The organism is Pseudomonas sp. OTU5201 (assembly GCF_038440135.1).
GTDB lineage: Bacteria > Pseudomonadota > Gammaproteobacteria > Pseudomonadales > Pseudomonadaceae > Metapseudomonas > Metapseudomonas resinovorans.
In genome coordinates, this window is the sequence record NZ_JASATC010000002.1 from 84,059 (window position 1) to 104,344 (window position 20,286).

Annotated in this window: 18 protein-coding genes; 16 read left to right on the forward strand and 2 right to left on the reverse strand. The window is 62.0% G+C overall.

Going from position 1 to position 20,286, the window contains the following annotated elements:
* Window positions 1-76 precede the first annotated feature (76 nt).
* The 8 genes from dnaE (at window position 77) to ispD (ending at window position 11,312) form a co-directional block, all read left to right on the forward strand.
* Window positions 77-3,601 carry a DNA polymerase III subunit alpha gene (dnaE, locus tag AAHM40_RS01630; RefSeq protein ID WP_342243141.1) on the forward strand — a complete coding sequence of 1,175 codons (3,525 nt, stop codon included), beginning with the start codon at window positions 77-79 and terminating at the stop codon, window positions 3,599-3,601.
* A gap of 127 nt (window positions 3,602-3,728) precedes the next feature.
* Window positions 3,729-4,679 carry an acetyl-CoA carboxylase carboxyl transferase subunit alpha gene (gene accA / locus AAHM40_RS01635; protein WP_342243142.1) on the forward strand — a complete coding sequence of 317 codons (951 nt, stop codon included), beginning with the start codon at window positions 3,729-3,731 and terminating at the stop codon, window positions 4,677-4,679.
* Between the two features lie 73 nt (window positions 4,680-4,752).
* The gene (gene tilS, locus AAHM40_RS01640; protein ID WP_342243143.1) at window positions 4,753-6,066 is read left to right on the forward strand and encodes a tRNA lysidine(34) synthetase TilS; all 1,314 of its coding nucleotides are present in this window, start codon (window positions 4,753-4,755) and stop codon (window positions 6,064-6,066) included.
* Window positions 6,067-6,242: 176 nt separating this feature from the next.
* On the forward strand, window positions 6,243-7,874 hold the full coding sequence (locus AAHM40_RS01645; RefSeq protein ID WP_342243144.1) for a CTP synthase: 1,632 nt from the start codon (window positions 6,243-6,245) through the stop codon (window positions 7,872-7,874).
* Between the two features lie 3 nt (window positions 7,875-7,877).
* On the forward strand, window positions 7,878-8,723 hold the full coding sequence (gene kdsA / locus AAHM40_RS01650; RefSeq protein WP_028627461.1) for a 3-deoxy-8-phosphooctulonate synthase: 846 nt from the start codon (window positions 7,878-7,880) through the stop codon (window positions 8,721-8,723).
* A 144-nt stretch (window positions 8,724-8,867) separates the two neighbouring features.
* A complete protein-coding gene (eno, locus tag AAHM40_RS01655) occupies window positions 8,868-10,157 on the forward strand; it encodes a phosphopyruvate hydratase (RefSeq protein ID WP_342243145.1) in 1,290 nt (429 codons plus the stop codon).
* Window positions 10,158-10,320: 163 nt separating this feature from the next.
* Window positions 10,321-10,605 carry a cell division protein FtsB gene (gene ftsB, locus AAHM40_RS01660; protein ID WP_028627463.1) on the forward strand — a complete coding sequence of 95 codons (285 nt, stop codon included), beginning with the start codon at window positions 10,321-10,323 and terminating at the stop codon, window positions 10,603-10,605.
* Window positions 10,602-11,312 carry a 2-C-methyl-D-erythritol 4-phosphate cytidylyltransferase gene (ispD, locus tag AAHM40_RS01665; RefSeq protein ID WP_342243146.1) on the forward strand — a complete coding sequence of 237 codons (711 nt, stop codon included), beginning with the start codon at window positions 10,602-10,604 and terminating at the stop codon, window positions 11,310-11,312. Before ftsB ends, ispD begins: the two co-directional genes overlap by 4 nt.
* On the opposite strand, the gene AAHM40_RS01670 is transcribed toward ispD, so the two are convergent.
* The gene (locus AAHM40_RS01670; protein ID WP_342243147.1) at window positions 11,288-12,202 is read right to left on the reverse strand and encodes a LysR substrate-binding domain-containing protein; all 915 of its coding nucleotides are present in this window, start codon (window positions 12,200-12,202) and stop codon (window positions 11,288-11,290) included. The genes ispD and AAHM40_RS01670 overlap by 25 nt on opposite strands.
* Before the next feature lie 103 nt (window positions 12,203-12,305).
* Here AAHM40_RS01670 and AAHM40_RS01675 point away from each other — a divergent pair, with 103 nt between their 5' ends.
* The 8 genes from AAHM40_RS01675 to rpoS all read left to right on the forward strand — a co-directional run bounded on the left by AAHM40_RS01675 (window position 12,306) and on the right by rpoS (window position 19,472).
* Window positions 12,306-13,418: an S-(hydroxymethyl)glutathione dehydrogenase/class III alcohol dehydrogenase gene (locus AAHM40_RS01675; protein ID WP_342243148.1), complete on the forward strand. Its 1,113-nt coding sequence runs from the start codon at window positions 12,306-12,308 to the stop codon at window positions 13,416-13,418.
* A 67-nt stretch (window positions 13,419-13,485) separates the two neighbouring features.
* Window positions 13,486-14,331 carry an S-formylglutathione hydrolase gene (fghA, locus tag AAHM40_RS01680; protein WP_342243149.1) on the forward strand — a complete coding sequence of 282 codons (846 nt, stop codon included), beginning with the start codon at window positions 13,486-13,488 and terminating at the stop codon, window positions 14,329-14,331.
* 53 nt (window positions 14,332-14,384) lie between these two features.
* On the forward strand, window positions 14,385-14,858 hold the full coding sequence (ispF, locus tag AAHM40_RS01685; RefSeq protein WP_342243150.1) for a 2-C-methyl-D-erythritol 2,4-cyclodiphosphate synthase: 474 nt from the start codon (window positions 14,385-14,387) through the stop codon (window positions 14,856-14,858).
* Entirely contained in the window at window positions 14,855-15,913 is a 1,059-nt protein-coding gene (gene truD / locus AAHM40_RS01690) for a tRNA pseudouridine(13) synthase TruD (RefSeq protein WP_342243151.1), read from the forward strand. Before ispF ends, truD begins: the two co-directional genes overlap by 4 nt.
* Window positions 15,901-16,650: a 5'/3'-nucleotidase SurE gene (gene surE, locus AAHM40_RS01695; RefSeq protein ID WP_342243152.1), complete on the forward strand. Its 750-nt coding sequence runs from the start codon at window positions 15,901-15,903 to the stop codon at window positions 16,648-16,650. Before truD ends, surE begins: the two co-directional genes overlap by 13 nt.
* Window positions 16,651-16,691: 41 nt before the next feature.
* A complete protein-coding gene (locus tag AAHM40_RS01700; protein WP_342243263.1) occupies window positions 16,692-17,327 on the forward strand; it encodes a protein-L-isoaspartate(D-aspartate) O-methyltransferase in 636 nt (211 codons plus the stop codon).
* A 160-nt stretch (window positions 17,328-17,487) separates the two neighbouring features.
* Window positions 17,488-18,360: a peptidoglycan DD-metalloendopeptidase family protein gene (locus tag AAHM40_RS01705; protein WP_342243264.1), complete on the forward strand. Its 873-nt coding sequence runs from the start codon at window positions 17,488-17,490 to the stop codon at window positions 18,358-18,360.
* A gap of 107 nt (window positions 18,361-18,467) precedes the next feature.
* Window positions 18,468-19,472 carry an RNA polymerase sigma factor RpoS gene (rpoS, locus tag AAHM40_RS01710; protein WP_120654884.1) on the forward strand — a complete coding sequence of 335 codons (1,005 nt, stop codon included), beginning with the start codon at window positions 18,468-18,470 and terminating at the stop codon, window positions 19,470-19,472.
* 439 nt (window positions 19,473-19,911) lie between these two features.
* On the opposite strand, the gene fdxA is transcribed toward rpoS, so the two are convergent.
* A complete protein-coding gene (fdxA, locus tag AAHM40_RS01715; RefSeq protein WP_342243153.1) occupies window positions 19,912-20,235 on the reverse strand; it encodes a ferredoxin FdxA in 324 nt (107 codons plus the stop codon).
* Window positions 20,236-20,286: the final 51 nt, after the last annotated feature.

Genomic DNA, 20,286 nt, shown 5'->3' on the forward strand with positions numbered 1-20,286 from the left:
CCCCAAGCCTGTAGCTTTATCCGATGGCCCGGTACAATCCGGGCCTTGTCGTTTTCGCGTTATGCATAGGACTTCCATGACCGCTTCCTTCGTCCATCTGCGTCTGCATTCCGAATACTCCCTGGTAGACGGCCTGGTACGGGTCAAGCCGCTGGTCAAGGCCGTGGCGGGAGCGGGTATGCCGGCGGTGGCGATCACCGACCAGAGCAACATGTGCTCGCTGGTGAAGTTCTACAAAGCCGCCATGGGTGGCGGCATCAAACCCATCTGCGGGGCCGATATCTGGCTGGCCAGCCCCTTCGAGGATGGGCCCTTGAGCCGCATGACACTGCTGGCGATGAGCGCCAAGGGTTACCGCAACCTGACCGAACTCATCTCCCGTGGCTGGTCCGAAGGCCAGAGCAATGGTCTGGTGATCATCCAGCGGGAATGGGTGAAGGAAGCTGCCGAAGGCCTGATTGCCCTGTCCGGCGCCAAGGAAGGGGAGATCGGGATGGCCCTGCTCAATGGCGACCAAGCCGGCGCCGAGGCCTTTCTGGCCGAGTGGCAGATCGTCTTCCCGGATCGCTTCTATCTGGAACTGCAGCGTACCTCCCGCGTCCTCGACGAAGAACATGTGCATGCCGCGGTTGCGCTGGCCGAGCGCTGCGGCGCTCCATTGGTGGCGACCAACGATGTGCGCTTCATCAAGCCCGGCGATTTCGAGGCTCACGAGACTCGCGTCTGCATCGGCGAAGGCCGGGTTCTGGACGATCCGCGTCGGCCGCGTAACTACTCCGATCAGCAGTACCTCAAGTCTCCTGAGGAGATGGCCGAACTGTTCGCCGACATCCCCGAAGCGCTGGAAAACACGGTCGAGATCGCCAAGCGCTGCAATATAGAGGTCCAGCTGGGCAAGCACTTCCTGCCCGACTTCCCCACGCCCAATGGCATGAGCATTGACGACTACCTCCGTCATGCTTCCTTCGAGGGCCTGGAAGAGCGGCTGGCCGTGCTCTTGCCGAAGGACACCACGCCTGACTACGAAGAGAAGCGACAGCTCTACATCGACCGACTGGAGTTCGAACTCGGCACCATCATCCAGATGGGCTTCCCCGGTTACTTCCTGATCGTTGCGGACTTCATCCAGTGGGCCAAGAACAACGGCGTGCCGGTGGGGCCTGGCCGGGGCTCGGGCGCGGGTTCGCTGGTGGCCTACGTACTGAAAATCACCGACCTTGATCCGCTGGCCTACGACCTGCTGTTCGAGCGATTCCTCAATCCCGAGCGGGTCTCCATGCCCGACTTCGACGTCGATTTCTGCATGGACGGCCGCGACCGTGTGATTGACTACGTTGCCGACAAGTACGGGCGCAACGCGGTAAGCCAGATCATCACCTTCGGCTCCATGGCGGCCAAGGCGGTGGTGCGCGACGTGGCGCGGGTACAGGGCAAGTCTTACGGCCTGGCCGATCGCCTGTCGAAGATGATCCCCTTCGAAGTGGGCATGACCCTGGAGGCGGCGTTCAACCAGGAAGAAGCGCTGCGGGACTTCCTCAAGGTGGACGAAGAAGCCCAGGAAATATGGGACATGGCCTTGAAGCTGGAGGGCATTACCCGGGGTACTGGCAAGCACGCCGGTGGCGTAGTGATCGCGCCGACCAAGCTCACCGACTTCTCGCCGATCGCCTGCGACGAAGAGGGCGCTGGCCTGGTGACCCAGTTCGACAAGGACGATGTGGAGGCCGCCGGCCTGGTGAAGTTCGACTTCCTCGGCCTGCGCACCCTGACGATCATCAAGTGGGCCATGGAGATGATCAACCGCGAGCAGGAGAAGCATGGCCTGCCGCTGGTGGACATCGACCGTATCCCGCTCGACGACAAGAAAACCTACGACATGTTGCAGAAGGCGGAGACCACGGCGGTCTTCCAGCTTGAATCGCGCGGCATGAAGGAGCTGATCAAGAAGCTCAAGCCCGACTGCCTGGAAGACATGATCGCACTGGTGGCGTTGTTCCGTCCGGGCCCCCTGCAGTCAGGCATGGTGGACGACTTCATCAACCGTAAGCACGGCCGCGCCGAGCTCTCCTACCCGCACCCTGACTACCAATATGCGGGGTTGGAGCCGGTACTCAAGCCGACCTACGGCATCATCCTGTACCAGGAACAGGTGATGCAGATCGCCCAGGTGATGGCCGGCTATACCCTTGGCGGCGCGGACATGCTGCGACGTGCCATGGGTAAGAAGAAACCCGAGGAAATGGCCAAGCAGCGCGGCGGCTTCATTGAAGGCTGCTCGAACAACGGCATCGACCCGAACCTCTCGGGCAACATCTTCGACCTGGTTGAAAAGTTCGCCGGCTACGGCTTCAACAAGTCCCACTCCGCTGCCTACGGCTGGGTCTCCTACCAGACCGCGTGGCTCAAGGCGCACTTCCCGGCACCCTTCATGGCCGCGGTACTCACTGCGGATATGCACAACACCGACAAGGTGGTGACGCTGATCGAAGAATGCCGGCACATGAAGCTACGCATCGTCGCCCCCGACGTGAACAACTCCGAGTACCGTTTCACCGTCGATGAAGATGGCCAGATCGTCTACGGCCTCGGCGCCATCAAGGGCGTGGGTGAAGGCCCGGTGGAGGCCATCACGGAGTGTCGAGCCGAGGGTGGACCTTTCAAGGACCTGTTCGATTTCTGCAACCGCGTCGACCTCAAGCGCATCAACAAGCGGACCCTCGAGGCGCTGATTCGCGGCGGTGCCCTCGATCGCCTGGGGCCGTTCTTCAGCAACGAGGCCAAGGCCTATCAGGCCGGCATCGACCGCAACCGTGCGGTGTTGCTGGCCGCCATGGAAGAAGCTATCCAGGCCGCCGAGCAGACTGCGCGCAGCCACGACAGCGGCCACATGGACCTCTTCGGGGGGCTGTTCGCCGAGCCCGAGGCGGACGTCTACGCCAACCATCGCAAGGCTAAGGAGCTTTCCCTCAAGGAACGCCTGAAGGGTGAGAAGGACACCCTGGGCCTCTACCTGACCGGTCACCCGATCGACGAGTACGAAGGTGAGGTCCGCCGCTTCGCCCGCCAGCGCATCGTCGAGCTGAAGCCGGCACGGGACACCCAGATCATCGCCGGTCTGATCGTCAACCTGCGGGTGATGAAGAACAAGAAAGGCGACAAGATGGGATTCATCACCCTCGACGATCGTTCCGGCCGCATCGAGGCGTCGCTCTTTGCCGAAGCCTTCAACGCCGCCCATGGCCTGCTGCAGACGGACGCCCTGGTCGTAGTGGAAGGGGAGGTCAGTCACGATGACTTCTCCGGCGGTCTGCGCCTGCGTGCCAAGCGTGTGCTCAGCCTGGAGGAGGCGCGCACCGGCCTGGCCGAAAGCTTGCGCATGAAGGTGGACTTCAGTGCCCTTCAAGGCGATCGCCTGCGCTGGCTGGCGGAACTCTGCGGTCGTCATCGTGGCTCTTGCCCGCTGACCCTGGACTACAGCGGGAACGACGCGAAGGCCCTGCTGCAGTTCGGCGACGACTGGCGAGTAGCGCCGGCCGACGCTTTGATTCAGGCATTGCGTGACCAGTTTGGGCGCGACAACGTCTTCCTGCACTACCGCTGATGCGAACGTGACAGCACGCTCGCAGCGGCCCGATTTCGATTTGATCTCGACCCGAACGCGCCCGATCCCTTAAGGTAGGGCGCCAAATGGAACCAGCCGCCTGGCCCCAAGCGCACGACGGAAGCCTATGAACCCGAACTTTCTGGATTTCGAACAGCCCATCGCCGATCTGCAAGCCAAGATCGAGGAGCTGCGTCTGGTCGGTAACGACAACGCCCTGAACATCACCGACGAGATCTCCCGCCTGCAGGAGAAGAGCAGCGCGCTCACCGAGAGCATCTTCGGCAACCTTTCCAGCTGGCAGATCGCCCAGCTGGCGCGCCACCCGCGTCGGCCCTATACCCTTGACTATATCGAGCACATCTTCACTGAGTTCGACGAACTGCACGGCGACCGTCACTTCTCCGACGACGCAGCCATCGTTGGCGGCGTTGCCCGCCTGAACGACGAACCGGTCATGATCATCGGCCACCAGAAGGGCCGTGAGGTGCGCGAGAAGGTCCGTCGCAACTTCGGCATGCCGCGCCCCGAGGGCTACCGCAAGGCCTGCCGTCTCATGGAAATGGCCGAACGTTTCAAGATGCCGATCCTCACTTTCATTGACACCCCCGGCGCTTACCCGGGCATCGATGCCGAGGAGCGTGGCCAGAGCGAAGCCATTGCCTGGAACCTGCGCGTCATGGCTCGCCTGAAAACCCCGATCATCGCCACCGTGATCGGTGAAGGTGGTTCCGGTGGCGCGCTGGCCATAGGCGTCTGTGATCGCCTGAACATGCTGCAGTACTCCACCTACTCGGTGATTTCGCCGGAAGGTTGCGCTTCCATCCTGTGGAAAACCGCCGAGAAGGCGCCGGATGCGGCGGAGGCCATGGGCATCACCGCCGAGCGCCTGAAAGGCCTGGGCATTGTCGACAAGGTGATCGCCGAGCCCTTGGGCGGTGCCCACCGCGATCCAGTAGCCACTGCAGAGTCCATCCGCGCGGAGCTCTCCGAGCAGTTGAAAATGCTGCAGAAACTCAGCAACGAGGATCTGCTGAAGCGTCGTTATGATCGCCTGATGAGCTACGGCGTAGCCTGACTCCTCGCTTCAGGCTGCGCGTCTCGGGCCCCGGCTTTATGCTTGGGGCCCGAGTCGGTTACCCGAGCCTCCCATGTCCCTCGAATCCTGCCTGTTGTCCGCCCTGGCCCCGTGGCGCCATGCACCGGCTTGGCGCGTCGCCTTCTCCGGCGGGCTCGACTCCACTGTCCTTCTTCATCTGCTGGTGCGCCTCGCCCGCCGCGAAGCCCTGCCGCCGCTTTCTGCCATCCATGTCCATCACGGCCTGCAGGTCGCGGCCGATGCCTGGCCGAGCCATTGCCGGCGGGTTTGCGATGAACTGGGCGTTCCACTCCAGGTGCTGCGGGTAACGGTAGATTCCGGGCCGAGCCTGGAAAGGGCCGCGCGGGATGCGCGTTATGCCGCCTTCATCGATGGGTTGGGTGCCGGGGAAGTGCTGTTCAGCGCCCAGCACCGTGACGACCAGGCCGAGACGCTGCTCTTCCGCCTGCTGCGTGGTGCCGGTGTGCGTGGGTTGGCGGGCATGCCGGAAAGCCGCTCGCTGGGGCAGGGCACCCTGGTCAGGCCATTGCTGCGCGCAGCTCGTGCCGAGCTGGAAACCTACGCTCGCGCCGAAGGGCTCCAGTGGGTGGAAGACCCGAGCAACGCCGACACGTCGCTATCCCGCAATTTCCTCCGCCACAGCATCTTCCCGGTGCTGCAGGCCCGATGGCCAAAGGTAGCGGAAAGCCTGGCGCGTAGCGCCGAACATCTGGCCGAGGCAGAAACCCTGCTGGGCGAGTTGGCACAGGTGGACCTCGAAAGCGCACGAGACTGCGGTGACTTCCCTTGGCTGCTCCTGCCGTCTCTGGAGCTGCAGATGCTGGTCGTCCTGTCGCCAGCCCGGCAACGCAATGCACTACGTTTCTGGCTGACGAAGTTGACGCCACTTCCCGACAGCGGCCATTGGGCGGGATGGGAAAACCTGCGTAATGCCGCCGTCGATTCGGCGCCGGTCTGGCGTCTCGCGCGGGGCGAACTTCAACGTGCCGACGGACGGTTGTGGTGGTTATCCGGGGACTGGCTCGCCGCACCGGTTTCGAATCTTGCCTGGCACGATCCCGCTCAACCGCTCGAGTTGCCCGGTAACGGCCGGCTGGAGTTGCAGGGCGAGGCGCCGACTGGTCGGCTCGAGGTTCGCTATCGGCAAGGAGGTGAAGTGCTGGAAATAGCAGGGCGAGGGCGTCGCGACCTCAAGCGACTGCTCAATGAGTCGCGGCTGCCCGCTTTTGCCCGTGGCCGATTGCCGCTGCTCTTCGTCGACGGAGAACTGCTGGCCGTGGCCAATCTGCCGGGGCTGGACGGTCCGCAAGCGGGCAACTGGCGTCTGCGCTGGACCCCACCGACGAATGACCAAGGTTTGAGCTGATAGGGTCTTTCCGGTAGACTACGCTCCCGTCTTACATAGCATCCGCTGATTCCTTCGGAATCGGCGGTTGTTGCTTTTGAAGCAGCGCCCCAGTGGCGCTCCATGGTTGAAGGCCATAGCCCTTCATCGCTTTCCCCGGCGGCTTTCCGCCTAAACGCAGACTTCTAGGGTTTTTCATGACGCGCTACATCTTCGTCACGGGCGGTGTTGTTTCTTCTTTGGGGAAAGGCATCGCCTCGGCATCCTTGGCCGCCATTCTGGAAGCGCGGGGGCTGAAGGTCACCATGCTCAAGCTCGACCCGTACATCAACGTGGACCCGGGTACCATGAGCCCCTTCCAGCACGGTGAAGTCTTCGTGACCGAGGACGGTGCCGAGACCGACCTCGACCTGGGCCATTACGAGCGCTTCGTAAGCACCACCATGACCCAGAACAACAACTTCACCACCGGCCGCGTCTATGCCGACGTGCTGCGCAAGGAGCGCCGTGGTGACTATCTGGGTGCCACCATCCAGGTAATTCCGCACATCACCGACGAGATCAAGCACCGCATCATCAAGGGCGCCGCTGGTGCGGACGTGGCCCTGGTGGAAATCGGCGGCACCGTCGGCGACATCGAGTCCCAGCCCTTCCTCGAAGCCATCCGCCAGCTGCGCGTGGAAGTGGGCGCCAAGCGCGCCATGCTGATGCACCTGACCTTGGTCCCCTACATCGCCACCGCCGGCGAGACCAAGACCAAGCCGACCCAGCATTCGGTGAAGGAGCTGCGTTCCATCGGCCTGCAGCCGGACGTGCTGATCTGCCGTTCCGACCATGACGTCGACCTGTCCTCTCGCCGCAAGATCGCCCTGTTCACCAACGTGGAAGAGCGCGCGGTGATCTCCCTGCAGGACGTCGACACCATCTACAAGATTCCGTCCGTGCTGCACGCCCAGGGCCTGGACGACATCGTCGTCGAGCGCTTCGGCCTGCAATGCGGCAGTGCCGACCTCTCCGAGTGGGACCGCGTGGTGGATGCCAAGCTGAACCCTGAGAACGAAGTCACCATCGCCATGGTCGGCAAGTACATGGAGCTGCTGGACGCCTACAAGTCGCTGATCGAAGCGATGAGCCACGCCGGTATCCAGAGTCGCACCAAGGTGAACCTGCGCTACATCGATTCCGAAGACATCGAAACCCAGGGCACTGCCTTGCTGGAGGGCGTTGACGCCATCCTGGTTCCGGGCGGATTCGGCCTACGTGGTGTGGAAGGCAAGATCTCCACCGTTCGCTTCGCCCGCGAGAACAAGATTCCCTATCTTGGCATCTGCCTCGGCATGCAGGTTGCGGTCATCGAATACGCCCGTAACGTGCTGGGCTGGACCGACGCCAACTCCACCGAATTCGACAAATCCAGCGGCCACCCGGTCGTGGGCCTGATCACCGAGTGGCAGGACGCTACCGGCGCTACCGAAATCCGTACCGAAGCGTCCGACCTTGGCGGCACCATGCGCCTCGGCGCCCAGGCCTGCCAGCTGGAAAACGGCTCCCTGGTCCATGACTGCTATGGCAAGGACGAGATCGTCGAGCGCCATCGCCACCGTTATGAAGTGAACAACAACCTGCTGCCGCAACTGCGGGAAGCCGGCCTGAAGGTCACTGGCCGCTCTGGCGACGGTGCCTTGGTGGAAGTCGTGGAGGCTCCGGACCACCCTTGGTTCGTGGCTTGCCAGTTCCACCCGGAGTTCACCTCCACCCCGCGTTACGGCCACCCGCTGTTCAGCGGGTTCGTCAACGCCGCCCTGGCGCAGAAAGCGAAGAAGGCCTGACCCATGGCGCAGAAGATTGTTCGCGTCGGCAATATCGATATCGCCAACGACAAGCCGTTCGTGCTCTTCGGTGGCATGAACGTGCTGGAGTCCCGCGACCTGGCCCTGAAGGTTTGCGAAGAATACGTGCGGGTGACCGAGAAGCTCGGTATCCCCTACGTGTTCAAAGCCAGCTTCGACAAGGCCAACCGCTCCTCGATCAACTCCTTCCGTGGCCCGGGCCTGGAAGAAGGCATGAAGATTTTCGAGGAAGTGAAGAAAACCTTCGGCGTACCGGTGATCACCGACGTCCACGAGCCCTACCAGGCAGCCCCAGTGGCCGAGGTATGCGACATCATCCAGCTTCCGGCCTTCCTGTCCCGGCAGACCGATCTGGTGGTGGCCATGGCCAAGACCGGCGCGGTGATCAACATCAAGAAAGCCCAGTTCCTTGCGCCTCAGGAGATGAAACACATCCTGACCAAGTGCGAGGAAGCCGGTAATGATCGCCTGATTCTCTGCGAGCGCGGTTCCTCCTTCGGTTACAACAACCTGGTCGTGGATATGCTCGGCTTCGGCATCATGAAGCAGTTCGAGTACCCGGTATTCTTCGACGTCACCCACGCCTTGCAGATGCCGGGCGGACGCGCCGACTCCGCCGGCGGCCGCCGTGCCCAGGTCACCGACCTGGCGAAGGCCGGCATGAGCCAGGGCCTGGCCGGTCTGTTCCTCGAGGCCCACCCGGACCCGGACAACGCCAAGTGCGATGGCCCTTGCGCGCTGCGCCTGAACAAACTCGAGCCCTTCCTGTCCCAGCTCAAGCAGCTGGACGACCTGGTCAAGAGTTTTCCGCCGATCGAGACTGCCTGAACCGGCCTTTCTCCGGTAAAGTGCCGCGTGGGCACAATCTGACCGATCGGTCAGGACATTCGCCGGGTCAGCCGACCCCGAGGCCCGGCGAATCGCCCCACTTTCTGCTGAGCGTTTTCGTCAACTTTTGGAGTGCTAACAACAATGGCAAAGATCGTCGACATCAAGGGCCGCGAGGTTCTGGACTCCCGTGGCAACCCCACTGTGGAAGCCGATGTGATCCTCGAGAACGGCATCATCGGTAGCGCTTGCGCGCCGTCCGGTGCTTCCACCGGTTCCCGCGAGGCACTGGAACTGCGTGATGGCGACAAGAGCCGTTACCTGGGCAAGGGCGTACTGAAGGCCGTAGCCAACATCAACGGCCCGATCCGCGATCTGTTGCTGGGCAAGGACGCTGTCGATCAGAAAGCCCTGGACCGCGCCATGATCGAACTGGACGGTACCGAGAACAAGGCCAAACTGGGCGCCAACGCCATCCTCGCCGTGTCCCTGGCCGCCGCCAAGGCCGCTGCCCAGGCCAAGGGCGTGCCGCTCTACGCTCATATTGCCGACCTGAATGGCACGCCGGGCCAGTACTCCATGCCCGTCCCGATGATGAACATCATCAACGGCGGCGAGCACGCCGATAACAACGTCGACATCCAGGAGTTCATGGTGCAGCCGGTTGGCGCCAAGAACTTCGCAGACGCCCTGCGCATGGGCACTGAAATCTTCCACCACCTGAAAGCCGTGCTGAAGGCCCGTGGCCTGAATACTGCGGTAGGCGATGAAGGTGGCTTCGCGCCGAACCTGGCTTCCAACGAGGACGCCTTGGCCGCTATCGCCGAAGCCGTCGCCAATGCCGGCTACAAGCTGGGCACTGACGTGACCCTGGCACTGGATTGCGCCTCGAGCGAATTCTTCAAGGACGGCAATTACGACCTGGCCGGCGAAGGCAAGGTGTTCGACGCTGCCGGTTTCGCTGACTACCTGGCCGGCCTGACCCAGCGCTACCCGATCATCTCCATCGAAGACGGCATGGACGAGTCCGACTGGGCCGGCTGGAAAGACCTGACCGACAAGATCGGCGCCAAGGTGCAACTGGTGGGTGACGACCTGTTCGTGACCAACACCAAGATCCTCAAGGAAGGCATCGAGAAGAGCATTGCCAACTCGATCCTGATCAAGTTCAACCAGATCGGCTCCCTGACCGAGACGCTGGAAGCCATCCAGATGGCCAAGGCTGCCGGCTACACCGCGGTGATCTCTCACCGTTCGGGCGAGACTGAAGACAGCACCATCGCCGACCTGGCCGTAGGCACCGCCGCCGGTCAGATCAAGACCGGCTCCCTGTGCCGTTCCGACCGCGTCTCCAAGTACAACCAGCTGCTGCGTATCGAAGAGCAGTTGGGCGGAAAGGCGCCTTACCGCGGCCGTGCCGAGTTCCGCGGCTAAGTCCGCAGCTGCAATCGGTCAGGCCGGGTTGAAATCAGCCGCTGAATGCCTCTTTACTTCATGTAAACTGCGCGTCATCACCTGATTTCAACCTGCCCGGCCGGCAGGGACTGGTAGAAGGGCAGCGCAAGCTGCCCTTTTCGCATGGATACTCCCTGGCAAAATGACTCGCCCTAACACTTACTGGTTGTTCGTTGTCCTGATCCTGATGCTGGCGGGCCTGCAGTATCGCCTTTGGGTGGGCGATGGCAGCCTGGCGCAGGTCCAGGATCTACAGCAGCAGATCGCCGAGCAGCAAGGTGAGAACGAACGCCTGCTGGAGCGCAACCGTATCCTGGAAGCCGAAGTGATGGAGCTGAAAAAGGGTATGGAAACTGTCGAAGAGCGTGCCCGTCATGAACTGGGCATGGTCAAGGAAGGCGAAACTCTCTACCAGATTTCCGAATGAACCAGGCCGATATCCCTTTCTTCTGGGCAGTGATTCCTGCCGCTGGCGTCGGTGCTCGCATGCGTGCCGACCGTCCCAAGCAATACCTTGAGCTTGCCGGGCGAACCATTATCGAGCACAGCCTCGACTGTTTCCTCGATCACCCTCAGCTCAAGGGACTGGTGATCAGCCTTTCGGCGGATGATCCGTATTGGCCTGCGCTGTCCTGCGCCAGCGACGAGCGCATCATCCGTGCCGACGGTGGCAAGGAGCGCGCGGATTCGGTGCTAAGCGCACTGTTGCGCCTGGCCGAGCGCGGCGCCCGTGCGAACGATTGGGTGCTGGTGCATGATGCGGCACGGCCTAACCTGTCACGTTTTGACCTCGATCTGCTGCTGGCCGAGTTGGCCGACGATCCGGTGGGTGGCTTGCTCGCCGTCCCGGCACGGGACACCTTGAAGCGCGCAAGTGCTGATGGCCGGGTAGCGGAAACCGTCGATCGCAGCCTGATCTGGCAGGCCTACACGCCGCAGATGTTTCGCTTCGGCGCCCTGCATCGGGCCCTGGCCGATGCCCTGGTCGCCGGTGTCGCCATCACTGACGAAGCTTCCGCCATGGAATGGGCGGGGAACGCACCCAGGCTGGTGGAGGGGCGCGCCGACAACCTCAAGATCACTCGCCCCGAAGACCTCGACTGGTTACGTCAGCGCTGGTCGACGCGCGGCTGATCCAGCGCGTACTCAGGCCGTTCGGCCAACCCTTCTTTCAGCAGATCCACCAGTTTCCGTACCTTGGGCGAGAGGTGACGTTGCTGTGGATAAAGTGCCCACACCGCCGTGTTTGGCGGTCGATGTTGTTCCAGCAGAGACACCAATGCGCCGCTGCGCAGGTGCTCCAGCACGTAGTAATCAGGTAGTTGGCACAGGCCGAAACCGCGCAAGGCTGCATCCAGCACTGCTTGGCCGCTGTTGCAGCGCCAATTGCCCTGGACACGGATGGCGTGTTCGCGCCCCTGCTGCAGAAAGTCCCAATGGTCGGCACTGCCAATCAGACAATTGTGCCGGGCCAGTTCCGAGAGGCTGTGGGGGCGACCATAGCGTTCAAGGTAGGAAGGCGCCGCGCACAGGTACATGACCCGTGGTGCCAGGCGTGCGGCCACCAGCCGCGAATCCTGCAAGCGGCCCAGTCGTATCGCCAGGTCGAGGCCTTCATGCACCAGGTCCAGGGTACGGTTGCTGAGCTCGATATCCACCCGCAGTTGTGGGTGGCGCGCCATGAATTCGTTGACCAGCGGCACAATGAAGCGCTCGCCGTAGGCCACCGCGCAGGTCAGGCGCAGCAAGCCCTTGGGTTCGCTGGTCAGATCGCTCACCGCGCGCAGGGCTTCCTCGCGCGCATCCATCAGACGTTGGCAATGTTGCAGGAAGGTTTGTCCGGCCTCGGTGAGGGCGACCTTACGGGTGCTTCGATAGAACAACCGCGTCTGCAGGCGTTCTTCCAGGCCGGCGATCTGTCGGCTGACATGGGACGACGAGATGCCCAGGCGCTTGGCAGCAGCAGTGAACTGGCCTGACTCTGCGACCGCAACGAACTCGTCCAGGCCTTCCCACCGACTCATTGATTATCCCTCGGCTGCAATAATGTTTTGCTTTGTGGCTGATTATTTACCATAAGCGGCTCAACTAAACTCTTTGACCATTTCAATCAGCTGGAGAAAGACCATGATCAAGTCCCGTGCCGCTGTGGCGTTTGCGCCCAACCAGCCGTTGCAAATCGTCGAAGTCGACGTGGCACCTCCCAAGGCCGGCGAAGTTCTGGTGCGGATCGTGGCCACCGGCGTCTGCCACACCGATGCCTACACACTGTCCGGCGCTGACTCCGAAGGCGTGTTTCCCTGCATCCTTGGCCATGAGGGCGGCGGCATCGTCGAAGCCGTGGGCGAGGGCGTCACTTCGCTGGCCGTGGGTGACCATGTGATTCCGCTGTACACGGCCGAATGCCGTGAATGCAAATTCTGCAAATCCGGCAAGACCAACCTGTGCCAGAAGGTACGTGCCACCCAGGGCAAGGGCCTGATGCCGGATGGCACCAGTCGCTTCAGCTACAACGGCCAACCGATATACCACTACATGGGCTGCTCCACTTTCTCTGAGTACACCGTGCTACCGGAAATCTCCCTGGCGAAGATTCCGAAGGACGCGCCGCTGGAGAAGGTCTGCCTGCTGGGCTGCGGTGTGACCACGGGTATCGGCGCAGTGCTCAACACCGCCAAGGTGGAAGAGGGCGCCACCGTGGCAATTTTCGGTCTGGGCGGCATCGGTCTGGCCGCGATCATTGGCGCCAAGATGGCCAAGGCCTCGCGCATCATCGCCGTCGACATCAATCCGGAGAAGTTCGACGTGGCCCGTGAACTGGGAGCCACCGACTTCGTCAATCCGAAGGACCACGCCAAGCCGATCCAGGACGTCATCGTCGAAATGACCGATGGCGGTGTGGATTACAGCTTCGAGTGCGTCGGCAACGTCAATCTGATGCGCGCGGCGCTCGAGTGCTGTCACAAGGGGTGGGGCGAGTCCGTCATCATCGGCGTGGCGCCGGCCGGTGCGGAAATCAGTACCCGTCCGTTCCAGTTGGTGACCGGTCGCGTGTGGCGCGGTTCGGCCTTTGGTGGCGTGAAGGGCCGTACCGAACTGCCGAGCTATGTGGACAAGGCGCAGAAGGGCGAAATCCCGCTGGATACCTTCATCACCCACACCATGGGGCTGGACGACATCAATAAGGCCTTCGACCTGATGCACGAAGGCAAGAGCATCCGTTCGGTCGTTCACTACTAATCAGGTTGGCAGCCCGAGGCAGGCAAGGCATCCAGCTTCGGGCCCCGGCTTTGACGGAGATCGCTCCATGACCCTTGAAATCGTTTCCAGCAACAAGAGCTTCGGCGGGTGGCACAAGCGCTACCGTCACCGCTCTACCAGCCTGAACTGCGACATGGTGTTCGCCGTCTACCTGCCGCCCCAGGCGGAGCAGGGTGGAAAGTTGCCGGTGCTCTACTGGCTGTCGGGGCTGACCTGCACCGATGAGAACTTCATGCAGAAGGCCGGCGCGCAGCGCCTGGCCTCGGAGCTGGGACTGATCATCGTTGCGCCGGACACCAGCCCGCGTGGCGCGGATGTACCCGGTGACCCGGACAACGCCTGGGATTTCGGCCTGGGCGCTGGCTTCTATCTAAATGCCACCCAGGAGCCCTATGCGCGCCACTACCGCATGCATGACTACGTGGTGCACGAATTGCCGGCGCTGATCGAGGCCAACTTCCCGGTCTCCGAGAGGCGCGGGATCAGCGGCCATTCCATGGGCGGTCACGGCGCGCTGGTCTGCGCCCTGCGTAATCCGGGGCGCTATCAGTCGTTGTCGGCATTCGCGCCGATCAGCAATCCCATGGCCTGCCCCTGGGGTGAGAAGGCCTTCGGCCGCTATCTGGGCGAGGACCGTGCCCGTTGGCGTGAATGGGATGCCAGTGTGCTGTTGACCGAGGCTTCTGAACGTTTGCCGATTCTGGTGGATCAGGGCGATCGCGATGACTTTCTCGCCAATCAGCTCAAGCCTGAGGCCCTGCAAGCGGCGGCGAAGGCGGCGGGACACCCACTGACCCTGCGCCTGCAGCCGGGTTACGACCACAGCTACTACTTCATCGCCAGCTTCGTCGGCGATCACCTGCGGCACCATGCCGAGGCGTTGAAAGCCTAAGCACAACCAAAGCAGGTAGAATCACGCCCTGACTTTTCAGGGCGTTCTTCCTTATGCGAATTGGCCACGGCTACGACGTACACCGCTTCGGTGAAGGCGACTTCATCACCCTGGGCGGCGTGCGCATCCCCCACAAGTTCGGGCTCGTTGCCCATTCCGACGGCGATGTGCTGCTTCACGCGCTTTGCGATGCCTTGCTTGGCGCAGCGGCGCTGGGGGACATCGGCAAGCATTTCCCGGACACCGATCCACAGTTCAAAGGTGCCGACAGCCGCGCGCTGTTGCGTCACGTGCTGTCGCTGGTGAAAACCAAGGGCTGGAAGGTTGGGAACGTCGACGGAACCATTGTTGCTCAGGCACCTAAGATGGCCCCCCATATCGAGGTCATGCGCGCCAACATCGCCGCCGATCTGGGGGTCGAACTGGATCAGGTCAACGTCAAGGCCACCACTACCGAGAAGCTGGGTTTCACTGGTCGCGAGGAGGGCATTGCCGTGCATGCGGTGGCCCTGTTGCTGCCAGCATGACCGAACTCGAACTATTGGGCCCGCGCGCCCATGGCGAACCTTTGGGGCAGGCACAGCTGAAGGCCGTGGCTGAGGATTTTCAGGTCGATGAAGTGCTGGACATCCCGCTGGAGGGTGCAGGTGAGCATCTCTGGCTCTGGGTGGAAAAGCGCGAGCTGAACACCGAGGAAGCAGCCCGGCGCATTGCCCGTGCTGCTGGCGTACCGCTGAAAGTGGTCAGCTACGCCGGACTAAAGGATCGGCAGGCATTGACCCGACAGTGGTTCAGCCTGCACCTGCCAGGCAAGGCCGATCCTGACCTGTCTGCTGCCGAGAATGCCAACCTGCGAATCCTCAAGATTGCGCGCCACAAGCGCAAGCTGCAGCGCGGCGCCCATTCGGCGAACGGTTTCACCCTTCGTTTGACTCGTCTGGTGGCGGATCGTGAGGCGATCGACGCGCGACTGAAGTGCCTGGCGGAAGTTGGTGTGCCCAACTATTTCGGCCTGCAGCGCTTCGGGCATGGTGGCGGCAATGTGGTCGACGCTCGCGCCTTCGCCGAGCGCAAGGAGCTGCCGGTACAGCGCAACCTGCGTTCGCGGCTGCTCTCGGCCGGACGTAGCTACCTGTTCAACCGGGTGCTGGCCGAGCGTGTCGCCGCGGGCACCTGGGACCAGGCCCAGGTAGGTGACCTGTTGGCCTTCACCGACAGTCGCAGTTTCTTCCCGGCAGGCGAGGCTGAATGCAGCGACCCGCGCTTGGCGCAACTGGATCTGCACCCGACCGGTCCGCAATGGGGAGAAGGACCATCGCCCGCCCAGGGACGGCCGCAATCGCTTGAGGCGGCAGTGGCCGCGGCCGAGCCGGCACTTTGCCACTGGTTGGCGGAAGCGCGAATGGCGCACGAACGGCGCATCCTCCGCCTCCCCATTGGCGGCCTGACGTGGCATTATCCCGAGCCTGACGTTCTGCAACTGGAATTCGTCCTGCCGGCTGGATGCTTCGCCACCGCAGTGGTGCGTGAGCTCGTCGATCTGCTGCCGGCGGGGCAGACGGAAAACCCATGCGCATTCTGATTTCCAACGACGACGGGGTGAATGCCCCGGGTCTCGCCGCTCTACATGGCACGCTCAAGGATTACGCCGACTGCGTGGTCGTTGCGCCAGACCAGGATAAGAGTGGTGCCAGCAGCTCCCTGACGCTGGACCGCCCGCTTCACCCCAGCACGCTGGATAACGGTTTCATCAGTCTCAATGGTACGCCGACCGACTGCGTCCACCTGGGGCTCAACGGTATGCTTGAGCATTTGCCAGACATGGTGGTGTCGGGTATCAACCTCGGAGCCAATCTTGGGGATGACGTGCTCTATTCCGGTACCGTGGCCGCCGCTCTGGAAGGGCGCTTCCTCGGGCTGCCGGCGTTCGCCTTCTCACTGCTGTCGCGTCAGGCGGACAATCTGCCTGCTGCCGCGCATATTGCCCGTCGACTGGTGGCCGCCCATGACCGGCTCGACCTACCGCCGCGCACCGTGCTCAATGTAAATATCCCCAATCTGCCGCTGGAGCGAATCCGCGGTATCCAGCTGACCCGGCTGGGCCATCGCGCGCGGGCAGCAGCCCCCGTGAAGGTGGTCAATCCCCGGGGTAAGGAGGGATACTGGATCTCCGCAGCCGGCGACGCCGAAGATGGTGGGCCGGGGACGGATTTCCATGCGGTGATGCAAGGTTATGTGTCCATCACGCCCCTGCAACTCGATCGGACATTCAACGAGGCTTTCCAGAGCCTCGATAGCTGGTTGGAGGGCCTGCTCTAATGCCCCGGGAACAGGACGACCTGATGCGGCGCGGGATCGGCATGACTTCCCAGCGCACCCGTGAGCGCCTTATCCAGCGTCTGTACGAGGAAGGGCTGTCCAACGCCCGCGTCCTCGAAACTATTCGCCGGACACCGCGTCACCTGTTCGTCGATGAGGCCTTGGCCCATCGCGCCTACGAAGACACCGCGCTGCCGATTGGGCACAACCAGACCATCTCGCAGCCCTACATGGTTGCGCGAATGACCGAACTTTTGCTGGCCGCTGGCCCGCTGGACAAGGTGCTGGAGATCGGTACTGGTTCGGGTTATCAGACTGCGATTCTTGCGCAGTTGGTTGAGCGGGTGTTTTCTGTCGAGCGAATCCAAGTACTGCAGGATAAAGCCAAGGAACGCCTCGCGGTGCTCAACCTGCGCAACGTGGTGTTCCGCTGGGGCGACGGTTGGGAAGGCTGGCCAGCGCTGGCACCCTACAATGGCATCATCGTGACTGCTGCCGCGGCGGACGTCCCGCAGGCGTTGTTCGATCAACTGGCACCGGGCGGACGCCTGGTGATCCCGGTGGGCGCTGGCGACGTCCAGCAACTGATGCTGATCATTCGTGAAGAGCAGGGTTTCACCCGTCATGTGCTCGATGCGGTGCGCTTCGTACCGCTGCTCAGCGGACCCCTGGCCTGAGCCCGCCGTCGGGGGAACCTGCGTCGCAGGTAACTTTCTGATGCATCGCCAAGCTGCCCTCCTGCTGTACTTTGTGCGGCAGGCGGCTGGCTCGTCCGGATATTTCCGGCACAATAATCAAGACCTAGGAACGTTGGGAAAGGGGACAAGAGTGAGCCTGATGGCCATTCGGCAGTGGATTCGCATGGGGAATGGGCTCATCTGGTTGCCCGCTATTGCCGTTGGCGTCTTGCTCGCCGGCTGTACCAGCACCCAGAAGAGCAGCGTCGGCGTGGTCGACCGCAACCACTCGGGGGCGAACTCTGCCGTGCAGCGGCAACCCGTTACCAGTGGCCAGTACCGCGTCCAGCGCGGCGACACCCTCTATTCCATCGCTTTTCGCTTCGGTTGGGATTGGAAAGCCCTTGCCGCGCGCAATGGGATCCCCGCTCCGTACGTGATTCGTCCTGGGCAGATCATCCGTTTCGATGGCCAGCCTGGTCAGACCCGTCCAACTGCAGTTGCCACGGCACCTGTGGTGACCAATCCAAGGACGGGTAGCAGCGTTTCCAGCCGCCCGCCCGCACCGCCCCAGCAACCGCCTGTCCGTCCGCAGTCGCAGCCTCAAAAAACCGTTGCGACTGCGCCAGTATCTGCGCCGAACACCTCTATTCCGCGCTCTGCAGCCGGGTGGGTATGGCCGGCGAACGGCCCTCTGATCGGCCGTTTTTCCTCAAACGGCAGTTTGAATAAAGGGATTGATATCGCTGGGGAATTAGGACAGCCTGTCTTGGCTGCGTCAGATGGTTCAGTTGTTTATGCCGGAAGTGGATTACGGGGCTACGGCGAACTGGTCATCATCAAACACAGCGATACCTACGTAAGCGCTTATGGTCATAACCGTAGGCTGCTGGTGCGGGAGGGACAGCAGGTCAAGGTCGGGCAGACAATTGCCGAGATGGGCTCAACGGGGACTGACCGGGTGAAGCTTCATTTTGAGATTCGCCGTCAAGGTAAACCTGTAGACCCGCTGCAATACCTGCCTCGTCGTTGACCCGTTTTTCAGCCCGTTCCACCACATGGTAAGGACGGGCTCGGGCGGCGCCAGGGATATAAGGCATCGTCAGGGCTTGTTGTCGAACTCAGCAAGGGACAACAACAATGGCACTCAATAAAGAAGCGCCGGAGTTTGACGTCGATGACGAGCTGCTCCTCCTGGAGCCGGGCGTTATTTTGGATGATGCGTTGAGCGAGGAGAACGACGCGCCTCTGCCCACCGCGAAATCCCGGCATTCAACCTCACCCAAGCAACACAAGTACATCGACTACACCCGCGCGCTAGACGCGACTCAGCTGTACCTCAACGAAATCGGTTTTTCCCCTCTGCTAACCCCGGAAGAAGAAGTTCACTTTGCGCGCCTGGCGCAGCGCGGAGATCCTGCCGGGCGCAAGCGCATGATTGAAAGCAACCTCCGCCTTGTGGTGAAGATCGCGCGACGCTACGTCAATCGCGGGCTCTCGCTGCTCGACCTGATCGAAGAGGGCAACCTTGGTCTGATCCGGGCGGTGGAAAAGTTCGATCCCGAACGGGGATTCCGCTTCTCTACCTATGCGACCTGGTGGATCCGTCAGACCATTGAGCGGGCCATCATGAACCAGACCCGAACGATCCGCCTGCCGATCCACGTGGTCAAGGAACTCAACGTCTACCTGCGTGCAGCTCGCGAGCTGACCCACAAGCTGGATCACGAGCCGTCGCCGGAAGAAATCGCCAACCTGCTGGAAAAACCGGTCGATGAGGTCAAGCGTATGCTCGGTCTCAACGAGCGGGTGACTTCGGTGGATGTGTCCCTCGGGCCTGACTCGGACAAGACCCTGCTGGATACACTGACCGACGACCGACCGACCGATCCCTGTGAACTGCTGCAGGATGACGATCTCTCGCAGAGCATCGACCAGTGGCTTTCCGAGCTGACCGACAAGCAACGTGAAGTGGTCGTGCGGCGCTTTGGTCTGCGCGGCCATGAAAGCTGCACCCTCGAGGAGGTGGGCCAGGAGATCGGCCTGACTCGTGAGCGGGTGCGGCAGATCCAGGTTGAAGCGCTGAAACGTCTTCGCGAAATCCTGGAGAAGAATGGGCTGTCCAGCGATGCGCTATTCCAGTAACGCGCGGGCGGCCTGAAAGAACCCGGCTCCGGCCGGGTTTTTTTATGCGCCGCAATGTAAGTGATTGCTTACACGCGCTGTACGTGATCGCTGGAAATTGCTGCTCGTGAACGGTGAGGTTTCGTCGGCGTAAATATGTAACGCACTGATATTAATGAATTTTATTTTAAGGTTAGGACGCGTTTTGCTCTTTGAACGGCCAATTCCCCCGCTTGCCCGCCGCTCCTGGATCGCTAATATCACACCTGCGTACAGGATGTGTGCGGGCTGATAGGGATGTTGGCCAGGACATCGCCGGAGGCGATTCATCAGGATGATGAGCAAGGACTACAGGGAATAGGGACAAAAGAGTGGGCGGGTAATCCCGCCCCTTTTTTTGCCCGCAGAAAAGCAAAAGGCCCGCAGATGTGCGGGCCTTTTTGCGTCGGGTCGCGAAAACTCAGCGCTCCAGATGCTCCAGCTTGCCTTTGACGCCATCCCACTCTTCGGCGTCGGGCAGCGAGTCCTTCTTCTCGGTGATGTTCGGCCAGACTTCGGCCAGATCACGGTTCAGCTCGATGAACTCCTGCATATCCTCAGGCACTTCATCCTCGGAGAAGATGGCTTGCGCCGGGCATTCAGGCTCGCAAAGTGCGCAGTCGATACACTCGTCCGGGTGAATGACCAGGAAGTTCGGGCCTTCGTAGAAGCAGTCCACCGGACAGACTTCCACACAGTCGGTGTATTTGCATTTGATGCAGTTGTCGGTGACGACGAAGGTCATTTCTATTCTTCTCCTCAAGCGGCGGCTGGGAAGCCTTCTGTATCAGGCTTC